The sequence below is a fragment of the Azospirillum sp. Marseille-Q6669 genome (assembly GCF_965111635.1).
In genome coordinates, this window is the sequence record NZ_CBCOOP010000001.1 from 1,338,410 (window position 1) to 1,353,489 (window position 15,080).

General features: G+C 68.4%; 10 protein-coding genes. 3 read left to right on the forward strand and 7 right to left on the reverse strand.

Features of this window, described 5'->3' with window-relative positions; all coding sequences use genetic code 11:
• Nucleotides 1-135 precede the first annotated feature (135 nt).
• Together ACWPXE_RS05835 and ACWPXE_RS05840 are read left to right on the forward strand one after the other, a co-directional pair.
• Nucleotides 136-834 carry an OmpW/AlkL family protein gene (locus ACWPXE_RS05835; RefSeq protein WP_014198347.1) on the forward strand — a complete coding sequence of 233 codons (699 nt, stop codon included), beginning with the start codon at nucleotides 136-138 and terminating at the stop codon, nucleotides 832-834.
• 162 nt (nucleotides 835-996) lie between these two features.
• Nucleotides 997-1,431, forward strand: coding sequence for a CBS domain-containing protein (locus ACWPXE_RS05840; protein WP_454017052.1), 435 nt, complete (start codon nucleotides 997-999; stop codon nucleotides 1,429-1,431).
• 79 nt (nucleotides 1,432-1,510) lie between these two features.
• Here ACWPXE_RS05840 and ACWPXE_RS05845 read toward each other — a convergent pair whose 3' ends face one another.
• The 5 genes from ACWPXE_RS05845 to ACWPXE_RS05865 form a co-directional block, all read right to left on the reverse strand.
• Nucleotides 1,511-2,155: a response regulator gene (locus ACWPXE_RS05845; RefSeq protein WP_237905191.1), complete on the reverse strand. Its 645-nt coding sequence runs from the start codon at nucleotides 2,153-2,155 to the stop codon at nucleotides 1,511-1,513.
• 448 nt (nucleotides 2,156-2,603) lie between these two features.
• On the reverse strand, nucleotides 2,604-4,394 hold the full coding sequence (locus tag ACWPXE_RS05850; protein ID WP_454017053.1) for an acyl-CoA dehydrogenase C-terminal domain-containing protein: 1,791 nt from the start codon (nucleotides 4,392-4,394) through the stop codon (nucleotides 2,604-2,606).
• 17 nt (nucleotides 4,395-4,411) lie between these two features.
• On the reverse strand, nucleotides 4,412-6,745 hold the full coding sequence (locus ACWPXE_RS05855; RefSeq protein WP_454017054.1) for a 3-hydroxyacyl-CoA dehydrogenase NAD-binding domain-containing protein: 2,334 nt from the start codon (nucleotides 6,743-6,745) through the stop codon (nucleotides 4,412-4,414).
• A 27-nt stretch (nucleotides 6,746-6,772) separates the two neighbouring features.
• Nucleotides 6,773-7,936, reverse strand: a complete 1,164-nt coding sequence (locus tag ACWPXE_RS05860; RefSeq protein WP_454017055.1) for a thiolase family protein — start codon at nucleotides 7,934-7,936, stop codon at nucleotides 6,773-6,775.
• Nucleotides 7,933-8,430 (reverse strand): MerR family transcriptional regulator, encoded by a 498-nt coding sequence (locus ACWPXE_RS05865; RefSeq protein WP_454017056.1) that lies wholly within the window; start codon nucleotides 8,428-8,430, stop codon nucleotides 7,933-7,935. The genes ACWPXE_RS05860 and ACWPXE_RS05865 overlap by 4 nt, the downstream gene beginning before the upstream one ends.
• A 312-nt stretch (nucleotides 8,431-8,742) precedes the next feature.
• On the opposite strand from ACWPXE_RS05865, the gene ACWPXE_RS05870 reads away from it, so the two are divergent.
• Nucleotides 8,743-8,925 carry a hypothetical protein gene (locus tag ACWPXE_RS05870; RefSeq protein WP_454017057.1) on the forward strand — a complete coding sequence of 61 codons (183 nt, stop codon included), beginning with the start codon at nucleotides 8,743-8,745 and terminating at the stop codon, nucleotides 8,923-8,925.
• Between the two features lie 36 nt (nucleotides 8,926-8,961).
• Here the strand turns inward: ACWPXE_RS05870 and ACWPXE_RS05875 are convergent, their stop codons facing one another.
• Nucleotides 8,962-10,020, reverse strand: coding sequence for an IS630 family transposase (locus ACWPXE_RS05875; RefSeq protein ID WP_454017058.1), 1,059 nt, complete (start codon nucleotides 10,018-10,020; stop codon nucleotides 8,962-8,964).
• Between the two features lie 177 nt (nucleotides 10,021-10,197).
• Nucleotides 10,198-15,048, reverse strand: coding sequence for an alpha-2-macroglobulin family protein (locus ACWPXE_RS05880; RefSeq protein ID WP_454017059.1), 4,851 nt, complete (start codon nucleotides 15,046-15,048; stop codon nucleotides 10,198-10,200).
• Between the last annotated feature and the right edge of the window lie 32 nt (nucleotides 15,049-15,080).

Genomic DNA, 15,080 nt, shown 5'->3' on the forward strand with positions numbered 1-15,080 from the left:
TCGCTGTTGCAAAGCCGCCTCACTATGACGTTTTGGTTGAGGTGGCATAGCAACCCTAAAAAAACTCTGGTAATACATCTCCAGGCTTTAAGCCAAAAAAACGACATCAGCTAATTCTGCCCTGGAGCGAATCCCATGACTTTCCTGAAGCGCGCCGCCGCCGCCCTGCTGGCGACCACGGCTCTCGCCGCCGTTTCCTCCCCGTCGCTGGCCCAGGATTTCAAGGGCAAGTCCGCCGGTGACATCCTGGTGCGCGCGCGCGCCCTGGCCGTGATCCCGCAGGAAAATGGCGACCTGATCGGCGGCGGTCCGTTCGGCGGCAGCAACATCGGCAGCGTGGACATCGAGAACGACTACATCCCCGAACTCGATGTCTCCTACTTCATCACCGACAACATCGCTCTGGAGCTGATCGCCGGCACCACCCGTCACAAGGTTTCCGGTTCGCTGATCACCGGCCACGACATCGACGTGGGCAAGGTGTCGCTGCTGCCGCCGACCCTGACGGCCCAGTACCACTTCTTCACCAAGGAGCGTGTCAGCCCCTACGTCGGCGCCGGCATCAACTACACTTGGTTCTACGATGAGACCGCCGCGCGGAGCACCAACGCGGACGGCTTCACGACCAACACCGTCGACTACAAGAACCGCTTCGGCTGGGCCCTGCAGGCTGGTGTCGACGTTGCCCTGACCGGCAACTGGTCGCTGAACCTCGACGTCAAGAAGATCTTCCTGAAGACCGACGTTACCGCCAACGTCAGCGGCGTTCCGGTCACTTCGGACGTCAAGATCGATCCGTGGCTGATCGGCATCGGCGTCGGCTACCGCTTCTAATCGGCTTGTTCGGAGCCTCTCGCGGGAGGCTTCGCGAAACCGCTGGATTCAGGCCGGTTACCCCGAAAGGAGTAGCCGGCCTGTTCCTTTTTGCGACTTCCTTGAGCGGCGACAGTGGAGGAGCATTCCCTTTCGCGAATCCGCGCGGGAGGAAGCACAACCATGCACATTGCCGCCGTCTTGAAAAGGAAGGGCACGGAGATCATCACCGCCAGTCCGGACGACCGGATCGACGCGGTCGCCCGCAAGCTCGCCCATCACAAAATCGGCGCCGTCCTGGTGATGAAGGATGACGGCCGCCCCGCCGGAATCCTGTCGGAACGCGACATCGTCCGCGCCGTGGCCGCGGATGGGGCCGCCGCCCTGGAGCGGCCCGTCGGCGATCTGATGACCCGCGACCTCGTTACTGGAAGCCCGGCCGACACGGTGTCCCAGATCATGAGCGTGATGACGCAACGCCGCATCCGCCATCTTCCGATCCTGGAGGACGGCGAACTCGTCGGGCTGGTCAGCATCGGCGACATCGTGAAGGCGCGGCTGGACGACGCGGAACTGGAGGTCGAGTCCCTGCGCGGCTACGTCGCCGGAATGGGCTGAGACTCAGCCCATCATCCCATAAACGAAAACGCCCGCGGACGGTCCCGCGGGCGTTTTCAAAGGTAGGGCAGCCGAACGATCAGGCAGAGTGCGACTGCGGGAAGGCCATGGCGGCCTGGGTGCGGTTGCGCACACCCAGCGACTTGAAGATCGCCGTCATGTGGATCTTCACCGTGCCTTCCGACAGGCCCAGCTCATGGGCGATCTGCTTGTTGGACTTGCCTTCGCGCAGGCGGTCCAGAACCTCGCGCTGACGTTGGGTCAGCAGATGGTCGAGTTGCGGGTCGCTGGGCGGAATGGCGCCGACGCGCACCTCCGCCTCCCCGGATTCACGCAGCACGGTCGGCGGCACATAGACGCCACCGGAGAAGATGAGATCCAGCGCACTGAGCATGATCTTCACGCTGGAGGATTTCGGGATGTAGCCTGCGGCGCCATGCTCCAGCGCGTCGCGAACATCGTGATGCGCCTCGGACGCCGACACGACCACGACCTTGGAGTCGGGCTGCTTTTCCCGCAGGTCTTGGATGCCGGAGAAGCCGGGCCAACCGGGCATGCGCAGATCGGTCAGGACAAGATCGTAGGTCTCGCCCTTGCCAGCCTTTTCCAGAAGCTCATCAAAGTTGCTGGCTTCCTCAAAGCTGGCTCCCTCCTTCAGCTGCTCGAGCAGCCTGCGCAATCCCTCCCGGAAAAGCACATGGTCGTCTCCGATCAGGATTTTCATCTGGTGGTGCCCCCGTACTCAGTGCTTTCAATGGTCCGAACGTACAGCCCTGACACAAGGCCAGTGTTCCAACCCTCAGTTTCGGAAAAAATGCAGGTCATTTTCAAGCATCATATGACCCAATTCCAAAAGGTATAGAAAGTCCTTATGCAGGGTAATGTCACATCAGATGTACCACGTTCCGGTGGGGGTGGACAACCCGAATTTAACCTTTGTCACATGGCAGGCTCTGAGCAATGGCATTGCTGCGTGACAGCAATATCCATTTTACGCGACGTCCGCCCATGACGAAAGTGAGCACGAATGTATCAAGCCATAGGCTTGCTCATGACAAAGAACCGTCGTTTTCGTACTTTCTATCTTTCGCATCTCTCGAAGCGAAAGGGCCGGAACGGGTGAAGCATACACCGATCCCGGCCCAAAGACATAGACCCCGTAAGGCTGATCCTCAGAAGGCGGCCTCGTCCATCTCCATCAGGGAACTGGACCCCGCCATGATGATGACGAACAGGGCGTTGGTCTGCGGCAGCAGTTTCGCGGTGTAGAATCGGGCCGTCCTGATCTTGGCCTCAAGGAAGGCCGCATTGCCATCCCCCGCCGCCAATTTCGTCTTGGCGGCCTTGACCATCCTCAGCCACATCCAGCCAAGCGCCACCAGACCGAACAGCCGCAGATAGTCGGTGGCGGCCGCCCCCGCCTCCTCCGGGTCCTTCATTCCCTTCTGCGCGATGACGGCGGTCGCCTGCTGGAGCTTGGCGAAGGCCTTGGCGAGCGGCAGGACGAATTCGGCCAGCTCCTCCGTCTCCATGTCGGCCTCGATCTCGGCACCGACGGGGTGGAAGAAGCGGCGCAGCAGCCGGCCCATGTCCTGCGGCAGCTTGCGCCCCACGAGGTCCAGCGCCTGGATGCCGTTGGTGCCCTCGTAGATCTGGCAGATCCGGGCGTCGCGGACATACTGCTCCACCCCGGTTTCCCAGATGAAGCCGTGGCCGCCATGCACCTGCACGGCGATGTTGGCCGACTCGAAGCCGATGTCGGTGAACAGAGCCTTGACGATCGGCGTCATGAGCTGGACGAATTCGTCCGCCTCCTTGCGCGTCTTTTCGTCCGCGTGCTTCTCCGCCACGTCCAGCTTGTAGCCGACCAGCGCCCCGAGCGCGCGGGCGCCCTCGGTGTAGGCGCGGGCGGTCAGCAGGTTCCGCCGCACGTCGGGATGCACGATGATCGGGTCGGCGGGCTTGTCGGGGTGCGCCGTGCCCTTCAGCGAACGGCCCTGGAGCCGCTCCCTGGCGTAGGCCACCGCGTTCTGGTAGCTGACCTCGGCAACCCCCAGCCCCTGGATGCCGACGGCGAGGCGGGCCGCGTTCATCATCACGAACATCGCCCGCATGCCCTTGTGCGGCTCGCCGACCAGCCAGCCGGTGGCGTCCTCGAAGTTCATGACGCAGGTCGCCGACGCCTTGATGCCCATCTTGTGCTCGATGGAGCCGCAGGCGACGCCGTTGCGCGGCCCGACCGTACCGTCATCCTTGGGCAGGAACTTCGGCACCAGGAACAGGCTGATGCCGCGCGTCCCGGCCGGCGCATCGGGCAGGCGCGCCAGCACCAGATGCAGGATGTTCTCGGTCAGGTCATGTTCGCCGGCGGAGATGAAGATCTTCGTACCGGTGATCCTGTGGCTGCCGTCCTTCTGCGGGACGGCCCTGGTGCGGATCAGCCCCAGGTCGGTGCCGCAATGCGGCTCGGTCAGGCACATGGTGCCCGCCCAGGTGCCGTCGACCAGCCGGCCGAGGAAGCGCTGCTTCAATTCCTCCGACCCATAGGTGGAGAGCGCGTTGTAGGCGCCCAGCGACAGGCCGGGATACATGCCGAAGCTGAGGTTGGCGGAGCAGATGAACTCCTCCAGCATGGTGTTCACCAGCTTCGGCAGACCCTGCCCGCCATAGGCCGGGTCGCAGGACAGGCCCTGCCAGCCCGCCTCGATGTAGGTGGCGTAGGCCTCCTTGAAGCCCTTGGGCGTGCGCACCACGCCGTTCTCGAAGCTGCAGCCCTCGCCATCGCCGGACTGGTTCAGCGGGAACAGCACCTCCTCGCACAGCTTGGCGCCTTCCTCCAGGACCTGGGCGATCAGGTCGGGGGTGGCGTCCTCGTAACCCGGCAGTTCGGCCAGCTTCCCCGCCCCGACGATCTCGTCGAGAACGAAGCGGACATCCTCCAGCGGAGCCTTGTAGATCGGCATTGCTCAGTCCTCCCCCATCAGTTCCGCAGCGGCTTGCCGGTGGTCAGCATGTGCTCCACCCGGTCGATGGTGCCCTCGGTGCGCACCAGCTCCATGAAGGCCCGGCGTTCCAGCGCCAGCATCTGGTCCTCGGTCACCGGCTGGGTAACGTCGGCCTTCGGTCCGCCCGTCAGGATTCCGGCCAGCTTGCCGCAGACCACCATGTCGTGAGGCGTCGCCTTGCCCTGAAGCGCGAAGCCTTCCAGGAACAGCTCCAGCGCGGCGCGGCCGTTGGGGCCGGGGAGCGTGTAGGTGACCTTCTCGGGTGGGGTGTAGTGTGTGGCCAGCTCCAGCGCCTTGGCCTTGGCGTCGGCCAGCAGTCGGTCGCGGTTCATGGTGATGCCGTCGCTGGGGCGCAGGTACAGCAGGTCCTTGGCCTCCGCCGCCGACTTGGCGACCTTGGCGAGGCTGATGGTCTCGAAGGCTCCGGCGATCGGCGGCATCGGCCCCTTGGGCGTGCGCGGGTTGGCGGCGTGGCGGGCCAGCATTTCCGTGCAGCCGCCCCAGCCGGGGATCAGCCCGACGCCGACCTCGACCAGTCCCATGTACGTCTCGGCGTGGGCCTGCACATGGTCGGAATGCAGCAGGATCTCGCAGCCGCCGCCGAGCGCCATGCCGCTGGGCGCCGAGACCACCGGGAAGGGAGCGTATTTCAGGGCGCGGTAAGTGCGCTGCCCGCCCTCCACCAACTCCTCGATCTGCGGCCACAGCCCGACGTTGAGGGCGAACAGGGCGAGGCCAAGATTGGCGCCGACCGAGAAGTTGGCGGACTCGTTGTGGATGACCAGGGCCTTCCAGTCGCTTTTCCCATCGCCGATCAGCTTCATCGCCTTGCCGTAGGCGGCCATGACGTCGCCGTCCAACGCGTTCATCTTGCTGGTGAACTCGACGCACAGCACGCCGTCGCCGATGTCCCACAGGCTGGCCGAGCCGTTCTTCCACACCGGCTTCGACGCCCGCTTGATGTCCGACAGCAGCAGAACACCGTCGGGACGCACCACCGTGTCGTAGAGGCCGGCGGTGGTCAGATGCTGGAGCTTGCCGTCCTCCACCCGGTAGAAGGGCCGCCCGGCGGCCTGTTCGACCAGCGGCGGGACGGGGATGCCCTCGCTGCGGCAGAGGTCGGCGAACCAGGCGGTGCCCAGCCGGTCGATCAGCTCGAACGGACCCTGCTTCCAGTTGTAGCCCAGCCGCATCCCCTCATCGACCGCGACGATGCTGTCGGCAATCTCCGGCACCAGCGACGCGGCGTAGGACAGCGTGTGGGCCAGCACCCGGCGGGCGTATTGGCCGGTCTTGTCGGGGAAGTCGGCCAGCGCCCGCAGGTCGCGCCCGGCGGCCGACACGCTTTCCAGCCTCGGCTTGTCGGAGAGGCGGTAGGCGCCGGAGGACAGGTCGATGGCCTCCTTGACCTTGGCGCCGCCCTCCCGGTTCAGGCGGTAGAAGCCGCCCTTGCCCTTGCGGCCCGTGTAACCCTCCGCGATCATCCGGGTGATGACGGGGTGCTCGCGGAAGACGGCGCGGTAGGGGTCGTTCTCCGGCAGGGTCGCCAGCAGGCTCTTCGCAATGTGCGGCATCAGGTCGAGTCCGACGAGATCGACCAGACCGAACACACCGGTCTTCGGAATGCCCATGGGACGGCCCACGATGGCGTCGGCCTCCTCCACCGTCAGGCCGAGATCGACGGCGGCGTTGATCGCCGTCTGGATCCAGTAGACGCCGATGCGGTTGGCGATGAAGCCTGGCGTGTCCTTGCAGCGGACCACGCCCTTGCCCAGCGCGCGGTCGCAGACGTCGGCGACGGCGGCCAGCGCGTCGGGCCGGGTGGCCTCGCCGCCGACGATCTCCAGCAGCCGCATGTAGCGCGGCGGGTTGAAGAAGTGGGTGATGAGGAAGTCGCGCTTGAAGGCGTCCGACTGCCCCTCGACCAGCACGCCCAGCGGGATGGTCGAGGTGTTGGACGACACCACGGAGCCGTCCTTGCGCACCGGGTCGATGCGGCGGTAGAGGTCGGCCTTGACCGCCGGATTCTCGACGATGGCCTCGACGATCCAGTCGACGTCGGCCAGCAGAGCGAGGTCGTCCTCCAGATTGCCCGGAGTCACCAGCCTGGCGTTCTTCGGGTGCATGAAGGGCGCGGGGTCGGTCTTCAGGAGCCTCTGGATGGCCCCCTTGGCGATGGCGCTGCGGTCGTCACCCTCCTTGGCGGGGATGTCGAGCAGAACGACGGGGATGCCGGCGTTCGCGAAATGGGCGGCGATGCCGCTGCCCATCACGCCGGAGCCGATCACGGCGGCGCGTTTGATCTGCATGGTTGGTGCCTCCCTGTGCCGCCGCCGTCAGACCGCTTCCAGGACCGTGGCGATGCCTTGGCCGCCGCCGATGCACTGGGTGGCGAGAGCGAACTGCTTGCCCTCGCGCTTCAGCAGGGCCGCAGCCTTGCCGGTGATGCGGGCGCCGGTGGCGCCGAGCGGATGGCCGAGCGCGATGGCCCCGCCGTCGAGGTTCACCTTGGCCGGGTCGATGTCGAGGTCGCGCATGCAGGCGATGGCCTGGGCGGCGAAGGCCTCGTTCAGCTCGATCACGTCGATGTCCCGGATGGACAGGCCGGCGCGCGCCAGCGCCTTCTGCGCCGCCGGGACCGGGCCGAGGCCCATCACCTCCGGCGCACAGCCGGCCACCGCGACCGAGCGGATGCGGGCGAGGATCGGCAGGCCGTTGGCCTTGGCGTAAGCCTCCGTCGTCACCAGCACCGCCGAGGCGCCGTCCGTCAGCGGGGAGGAGGTGCCGGCGGTGACCGAGCCGTCGGCCAGGAAGGCGGGCTTCAGGGCGCTCAGCGTCTCGCCGCTGGTGCCGGGGCGGATGCAGCCGTCGCGCTCCACGAGGCCGGCGGCGGTCTGGATGGCGACGATCTCCTCGGCGAGGCGCCCGGCCTGCTGGGCCGCGGCGGCCTTGGCATGGGACTCGGCAGCCATCGCCTCCTGGTCGGCGCGGGCGATCCCGTAGCGGCGGGCGACGTTCTCCGCCGTGACGCCCATCGAGCAGTAGGCCTCCGGATACTGGTCCTTCAGGCCCGGATGGGGCAGCGGGTTGTAGCCCATCATCGGGACGCGGCTCATCGACTCGATGCCGCCGCACAGGAAGACCTCGCCCGCCCCCATCTGGATGGCGCCGGCCGCCAGATGGATCGCCTGCATGGAGGAGCCGCAGTAGCGGTTGATCGTCGTGGCCCCGGCGGTCAGCGGCAGCTTCGCCAGGAAGGACACGGTGCGGGCGATGTTCATGCCCTGCTCGCCCTCGGGGAAGGCGCAGCCGACGACCACATCCTCGATGTCCTGCGGGTTGACGCCCGTGCGCTCGACCAGCGCCGCGGCGACATGGGCCAGCAGGTCATCGGGGCGGACCTTCGCCAGCTCGCCCTTGTTGGCGAAGGCGAAGGGGGAACGGGCGTAGCCGGCGATGACGACCGGATTGGCGGGCGTGGTCAAAGGCGCCGAGGTCATGGTTGCGAGTCCTCCGGGGTGTGCGTCTCCGTGATTCCGTTCTTGCGGAAATGGTCGGAGATCTGGGTGTCGATGATGCGCAGCTCGCCCAGCGTCTGCTGGACGTCCTGAAGCTGCCGTTCCAGGTCGGCGATGCGGCGGCGGGCGATGCGCTGCATGAAGCGCATCTGCTCCTTCTGGATCTCGTCCGCGTCGTAGAGGGTGAGGAATTCCTTGATCTCGGCGAGGCTGAAGCCCAGCCGCTTGCCCCGGCAGATCAGCGCGAGGCGCGCGCGGTCGCGGTGGCCGTAGACACGGGCGGTGCCGTCGCGCTGCGGCGCCAGCAGCCCTTCGTCCTCGTAATGGCGGATGGTGCGGTGGGTCAGCCCGAATTCGTCGGCCAGTTCACCGATGGCGAAGGAGCGCCCGGCACCGTCCGCGCCGGGGTCCAGCCCGATATCCAGCCCGACGTCGGCGCGCGTGCCCAGCCCCATCAACCTTGCGGGTTGCGACATTCCCCACCCTTCCCTTGATCGTCATTGCCCTTAATCGTCACGGGTTGACGTTTACGTAAAGGTAAGGCGCCTGCCATGCGCTGTCAAGCGGGCTGCCCGCTCCCATTCGGGCGCCCTCCCGCTGTCCATCCGGGGTGCGGCGCGGGCGCGCTGTGACAGCATGCCACGGGCGATGAGCCTGCCCAGCTATGGCAGGCTCGGATCACTCAACAAAAAAGCCGCCGGCGAACCCGGGCCAGGAATGGCCGGGCGCAACGGCCGGTTACAGGGCAGGACAAACCGGAGTAACGGCAAGCAGGGTTGGGACAGCCGATGTCGTCGCGCGCCATCGTATCGCTGGGCGTCTGGATACTCGCCATGGTGCTGATCGGCACTTTGACGGTCGGGGTCGCGTTGCTGTTCTACGTGGCGCTGACCGCCTTCTTCGCGGTCGTGGTGGTCATCATGATGATCATCTCCCGCCACCGCGAGGACGAGCACAAAAAGATCGTCTGATACCGATGGCGCATGAAGGCTTCCATTGCTTGGAATTCATGCGAATTGCGGCCACCAGTGGAACCATGTGGCGGCGCGGATACGGTCGGGATCATCGGCGAGACCGCAGCAGCGATCGGCGAGTGCTTGATCGAGGGCATCGAGATCCTCGAAGTAGGTGTTGGCGATCGTCTCGTTGGTCAGTGGCCAGAGATGCTCGGCGGGCTGCAATTCGGGGGAATACGGGGGTAAGAACTCCAGCGTGATGCTCTCCGGGATGTCCAGCGAGCCGGCGACATGCCAGCCCGCGCCATCGAGGACGATGAGCACCTGCTTGGTGGGCCCGGCCCCGACCTCGCGGGCAAAGGCGTCCAGGATAGCACCGAACATGGGCGCATCGAGGCCATCGACGAGAAACCAGATCACCTGTCCGGTGCTCGGCCGTACGAAGCCCGCGAGATACATCCACTCGAAGCGCTGGTGGCCGCGCGCCACCGGCCGGCGGCCGCGCGGCGCCCACACTCGGCGGAGCACCGGCTTCAGCCCGACGCGATGCTCATCCATCGCCCACACCTCCAAGGGTGTGTCCGGGTCTTCCTGCTGGAGGGCCTGCACACGGCGGCGGAACCGGGCCTTGAAGACCTCCTGGGCCAAGGGATCGGCTTCGGCATGGCGGGGGCGCGGTATTTGGCGGGTGAAGCCGAGCCGGCCCAGATAATCGGTGCCGCGCCGGGGTGAGACGAGCCGGCCAAGCATGCCGGCGATCCACTGGGCGACCGAGTGGCCCGTCCACAAACCGCGGCCGGGCGGCGGATCGGCCAGGCTAGTCCTCAGGCTTTGTCGCTGGTTTTCGTCGAGCAGCGGTCTGGCGCCGGGGTTGAACTGGCGCTGGTCACCCAGCCCCGCAACCCCGGCCTCGTTATAGCGTCCCACGATGACGCTGACCCAGCGCGGCGTGTACCCCGTCACCTCGGCCACGAACTGGGCCGAGCGCCCACTGGTCAGCAGCCAGATGATTTGCAGATGCGTCCGCTCCGTCGCATCCGTCGCGGCCTTGTACAGCCGATGCAACTCATTGGCGTCAAGGTGATGAACCAGGTGAACCTTGCTGCCCATGCCAAATCAGGTGGATCGGGCTCGCCTCAAAGGAAGCCTTCACACGCCGTCGGTATCAGACCGGCCGAACCGGAAAAGCCAGCTCGGAAAGGCCCGTCTGCGAAAAGCCGGTTCGGGAAAAGCAAAAGCCCCACCGCCCGCGCACGGCGGACGATGGGGCTTTTCCGTTTGGGCCGCCTACTCCGGCAGGACGCGCAGGCGCGACACGGCGGTGCGGGCCGACTGGTGCGGGCGATAGAGGTCTTCCACCATCGCACCGGGTTGGACGTAGTCGCCGGGCGTCACCGCGCGCACCAGATAGACCAGCCGGAAACGCGGCGCCTGCTTCGTCATGTCGAGCGCGGCGACGAAGCGGTCGTCGCGGTAATCGACGGCGCGTGGCGCGGTCAGCTCGCCCAGCCAGGACAGGTCCCCCAGCGGCGCCCCGCCCCCGGCGAAGCGGGCGGCCTCGATCTCGAAGCCGGCGGGCAGCGGATCGGACACCAGAACCTGCCGGTCCATCGGATCGGAGGCGCTGCCCTCCAGGATCACCACCAGCCGGTCGTTCGGACGGACGGCGCCCGGATCGGCGGGGCGGCCGGTCATATCGAACAGGCTGCGGGTGACGGTCATGCCCTGCTCCTCCGCGCCCGGCGCCGCATCGGCGATGCCGGACACCGACAGGATCTGGCGCAACGGCTCGCCCCCGGCGTTGCGGATGGCCGGCGGGGCCGCCGGGTCGATGCGCTGGAACAGCGGCTTCGCCCCCTCGGTGACCTGTTCGGCCCCTTGCTGGTCCTTCTGGGCGATCTTCATCGACGGCGCACGGTCGATCAGCGCCTTGGCCGCCTGGAGAAGCCATGCCTGCTCCTGCACGCCGGTGGTGCGGACGGCGGCGTAGGTCTTGGACAGGCGCTCGGTTGCCTGGGTCAGGCGATCCCGTTCGACCACGCCGCTCTCGCCCATCAGCGCCACCACGCCGGCCTCGTCACGCAGGGACGAACCATAATCGCGCAGGCTGGCCGACACGACGCGGGCGCCGGACAGCCGGCCGAAGGCTTCCGCCGCGCGGTCCTTGTCGCCCAGCGCGGCGATGGCCGTGGCGACCTGGGCGCGGGCGAAGTCGGTCTGCAGCTTGTCCCAGAAGGTCTCCTGGAAGTAGCGGACGGCACCGGCGTCGATCATCTTGGCGCGGGCCAGCACATAGAGCGCGTAGGCGCGGGCCGGCTGCTCGTCGGCCTCCACCCAGGCGTTGTCGAGCGCGCCGCGCAGCCCGTCCAGCCCCTTGCGATAGGGCCCCTCCGGCACTCGGTAGCCGGCGGCCTTGGCGCGGCCCAGGAAGTCCAGCGCGTAGGCGGTCAGCCAGGAATCGGCCTCCCCTTTCGGCGACCAAGCGGCGAAGGCGCCGTCCATCCGCTGGAAGGTCAGCACCCGGTCCACCGACCGCTGCACCCGCGCCTTCACCCGCTCGTCCGAGGCGACGCCCAGCGCCACCGCCACGTCGCCCAGCGACAGCAGGGGCAGCGCTCGGCTGGCCGTCATCTCCAGCCCGCCGGGGCCGCCGCGCTCCAGCGCGGTCAGCAGGCCGGGAATGTCGAGCTCGGGCAGGTTGCCGAGCGACAGGGCCGCCGTCGCGGTCTCCGGCCGCAGGCCGTTCAGCAGGTCGGGGGGCAGCTCGACGCTGCGCTCCGGGGCCAGCATGGAGGCGGTGCGGCGGGTGACCAGCGGCGAGGCCGGGCGCACCGGGATTTCCCACTGGCGCGTGATGCGCAGGCCGTCCGGCCCGGTCACGTCCAGCGCCACGTGCCCTGTGCCGACGCCGTTGGCGGTCAGCACCCTCCCGGCGGTGGCCCGCTTGCCCTTGCCCAATTCGGGCACGGCGATGTTGCCTTCGCTCAGCGACACGGCGCCGCTGGCGATCAGGGAGATGGTGTAGGCGCCCGCAGGCCCCCCGACGTTGTCGAGCGTCACCGGGACCACCGCCCGGTCCCCCGGCGCCAGGAAGCGCGGCAGGCCCAGGTCGGCCAGCACCGGATCGGCGACCAGCATGGAGGATTCGGAACGGCCGAGCTTGTCCCCGCTCCAGGCCACGGCCATCAGGCGCAGCCGGCCCTGGAAATCGGGGACGTCCAGCGGCACCGCCACCTTGCCCTCCGGCCCCACGGTCAGCACGCCGGAGAACAGGGAGACGACGCGCTCCGACTTCTGCGGAACGGTGACGCCGACCTGACGCAGCCGCGGAGCGGCGCCGGGGCGCGTGCGGGTGGCGTCCAGGACCGCCGGATCAATCAGCCGCCCGAAGGAATCGCGCAGCTCCACGCCCAGGCGGCGCTTGCCCAGATAATGGTCGATCGGGTTCGGCGAATGCTGGTCGGTGAGCTGGAGCACGGCGTCATCCACCGCGGCGACCGTCACATAGGCCGGCTGGCCTTCCGGCGCGCCCTCCACCACCACCTCAGCGGTAACGGAGCGGCGGGGCTCGGTCTGCGCCGGGGCGGCGACGCGCACGTCCAGCGCCCGCTCGTCCCCGTCCACCGCCAGCCAGGACAGGCCGACGGCGCGGCGCGCCACGCCCTTCGACGGGCCGCCCGCCGCGTCCGGCGCGCCGAAGGCGGTCGCCAGCACATAGACGCCACCGGTCCAGGTCGGATCGACGGGGATTTCCAGGAACGCCCCCTCCGGCCCGATGCGGCGGGTCGAAGCTTGCCGGATCTTGCGGTCGGCGACGGTGATCAGCACCTCGCTGTCGTAGGGCGGCTTGACGTAGACCCAGGCGGTCTCGCCGCCCTTGTAGGCGGGCAGCATGACGGTCACGTCCACCTGATCGGGACGCTCGCCGGCGGTCGGGGTCATCCACCAGCCGGCGGCGAAGCGCAGGCTGCTCGCCACGCCCGTCTTGGGGTCGAACACCTCCAGCCGGTAGCGCCCGGCGGTCACCGGGGCCTCCACGGAAGCCGGCTTGGCCGCCTGGGCGGCGAGCGTGCCGCCGGTCACCCGCTGGTCGCGCACCGTGACCTTGTAGTCCCAGCGCCCGTTCGCCTCGAACCACGCGTAGTCGTACTCCTCCTCGAACAGCTCGTAGGAGAGGTCCTCCTTGTCCATCGGCTGGCCATCCGGTCCGACCGCCACCACGTCGAAGCCGGCAGTGGCGCCTTCCGGCACCCCATCACCCTCGAAGCGCGGGCAGATGCCGACGGCGAAGGGCTGGTGGCGCACCGGCAGGACCAGATCGCGGCTGACCGAGCGGCCCCCGATGTCCAGGAGGGTGGCGCGGACCACCGCCTCCAGCGGCTTGGTGCTCTCCGGCGCCTTGGGCAGCGCGAGATCGGCCTTGGCCTGCCCGTTGCGGTTGGTCGTGAAACCCGGCAGGTCGCTGCGCAGCGGCTTCACCTCCTCCTGCGTGAGGCCGAAGCGGTAGCCGGGCAGGTTCGGGTAGGGATTCGCCGCGGCGCGCAGCGTCACCGCCAGCTCGCCCGGCAGGCCCGCCGCCGGGGCGCCGTAGAGGAAATGCCCGTCGATGGTCAGGGTCGTCTTGCCATCCGCCGGAAGCTCCGCCGCCTCGGCGGCCAGGGCGACCTCAAGGCGCGGCGGCACGAAGTCCTCGACCAGGAATTCGGCGCGGCCCAGCACCGGACCCATCGTGTTCGGCTGGCTCCCCGCCTCCGGCTCGCCGTGGGCGGTGACGGCCCAGGTGCCGGTCATGGCGTTGGCCGGGATCTCGACGCGGGCGGCGAAGCTGCCGCCGCCGGATTCGGCGAGCGGACGGCGGTCCACCTCGAAGCCGTCCGGGCGCTGGATCTTCAGCGTGACGGGACGGCCGGTGACCGGCTTGGCGTCGGCGTCGCGCAGCAGCATCGCCAGATGCACCGTCTCACCGGGGCGGTAAATGCCGCGCTCGGTGTAGAGGAAGGCGTCGGGCTGGCCGGGGACCGGGCGCGCCGGGACCGCCGCCGCGACACCGCCCGGCGCCGCGTTCGGCGCCCCGCCTGCCGGAGGCGCGTTGGCCAGCGTCGGTGTCACGAGGTCGAGGAAGCCAAAGTCCCCCGCCCCGCGGTAGGCGAACAGCGCCTGCACCGGTTCCCGCCCGGCGGCGCGCAGGGCAGCGAGGTCGAAGCGCGCCAGCCCGTCCGCGCCGGTCAGCGCCTTGCCAAGCTCCTCGTTGTTGCGGGCGAGCAGGCGCAGCTCGACGCCGGCCTCCGGGGTCGCCCCCTTCACGGAGCGGGCGAAGACGACCAGCGCGTCCTCGCCGGTGATGGCGTTCAGGCCGAGGTCGGAGACGACGAACCACTGGGTCGCCTTGTGGTCCCAGCCGCCGGGCTTGATATCCTCGGTGCTGGCCACGGCAATGTAGACGCCGGGCCCCAGCCGGCCCAGCACGGCGTCGATCGGAAAGGGCGTCACCACCGCCTGGTTGCGGCTGTTGCTGATCGCCATCTCCCCGCGCCACACCTCCTGGCCGGAGCGGTCGAGGATCTCGCCGACCTCGTGGTCGGACATCTGCTGGCCGATGCGGCCGAAATAGATCTTCTCGACCAGACTACGGTCGTTGATCCGCAGCACCTGGAGCTTCGCCCGGTCGAGGTTGATGGAGCGCAGCGGCAGCCCGTCGGCGCCGATGCGCGGCAGGATGTAGCCCGCCCCGCGGAAGGCCAGCGCCGGCTTGCGGTTCGGCACCTCGATGTCGCGCGCGTCGGGGTTGGGCAGGCGCTTCCCGTCGCTGCCCGGCAAGCCGTCGCGCAGGGTGATGCGGTAGCTCTGCCCGTGCTTCAGCCCCTCGACGCAGAGCGTGCGGTCGCGGGCGACGGCGGTCCCGTCGAAGGCCGCCCCGCCCCCAGCAGGCGTCACCTCCACATAGTCGCGGTAGTTCACCGCGCGCGACTTCTCCAGCCGGTCGGTGAAGGTGAAGCAGGCCTGCGGCACGTCGCGCTCCGCCACCACCTCGGCGGAGGACACGCCGAAGGGCACCGGCTCGGGCGGCGCGTCGGCGGCGATGACGGGGGTTGAGGACGCGACGAGGACGGCACAGACACGCGCCACTGCACGCAACATTCGATCTTCCCTGGACCAGCCGCCCGGCGCGG

Excerpts from the sequence above, each read along its gene's own strand:
- ACWPXE_RS05860 (WP_454017055.1), bottom strand. The coding sequence starts at position 7,936 with ATGACCTCGGCGCCTTTGACCACGCCCGCCAATCCGGTCGTCATCGCC.
- ACWPXE_RS05880 (WP_454017059.1), bottom strand. The coding sequence starts at position 15,048 with ATGTTGCGTGCAGTGGCGCGTGTCTGTGCCGTCCTCGTCGCGTCCTCA.
- ACWPXE_RS05845 (WP_237905191.1), bottom strand. The coding sequence starts at position 2,155 with ATGAAAATCCTGATCGGAGACGACCATGTGCTTTTCCGGGAGGGATTG.
- ACWPXE_RS05855 (WP_454017054.1), bottom strand. The coding sequence starts at position 6,745 with ATGCAGATCAAACGCGCCGCCGTGATCGGCTCCGGCGTGATGGGCAGC.
- ACWPXE_RS05840 (WP_454017052.1), top strand. The coding sequence starts at position 997 with ATGCACATTGCCGCCGTCTTGAAAAGGAAGGGCACGGAGATCATCACC.
- ACWPXE_RS05875 (WP_454017058.1), bottom strand. The coding sequence starts at position 10,020 with ATGGGCAGCAAGGTTCACCTGGTTCATCACCTTGACGCCAATGAGTTG.
- ACWPXE_RS05835 (WP_014198347.1), top strand. The coding sequence starts at position 136 with ATGACTTTCCTGAAGCGCGCCGCCGCCGCCCTGCTGGCGACCACGGCT.
- ACWPXE_RS05865 (WP_454017056.1), bottom strand. The coding sequence starts at position 8,430 with ATGTCGCAACCCGCAAGGTTGATGGGGCTGGGCACGCGCGCCGACGTC.
- ACWPXE_RS05850 (WP_454017053.1), bottom strand. The coding sequence starts at position 4,394 with ATGCCGATCTACAAGGCTCCGCTGGAGGATGTCCGCTTCGTTCTCGAC.
- ACWPXE_RS05870 (WP_454017057.1), top strand. The coding sequence starts at position 8,743 with ATGTCGTCGCGCGCCATCGTATCGCTGGGCGTCTGGATACTCGCCATG.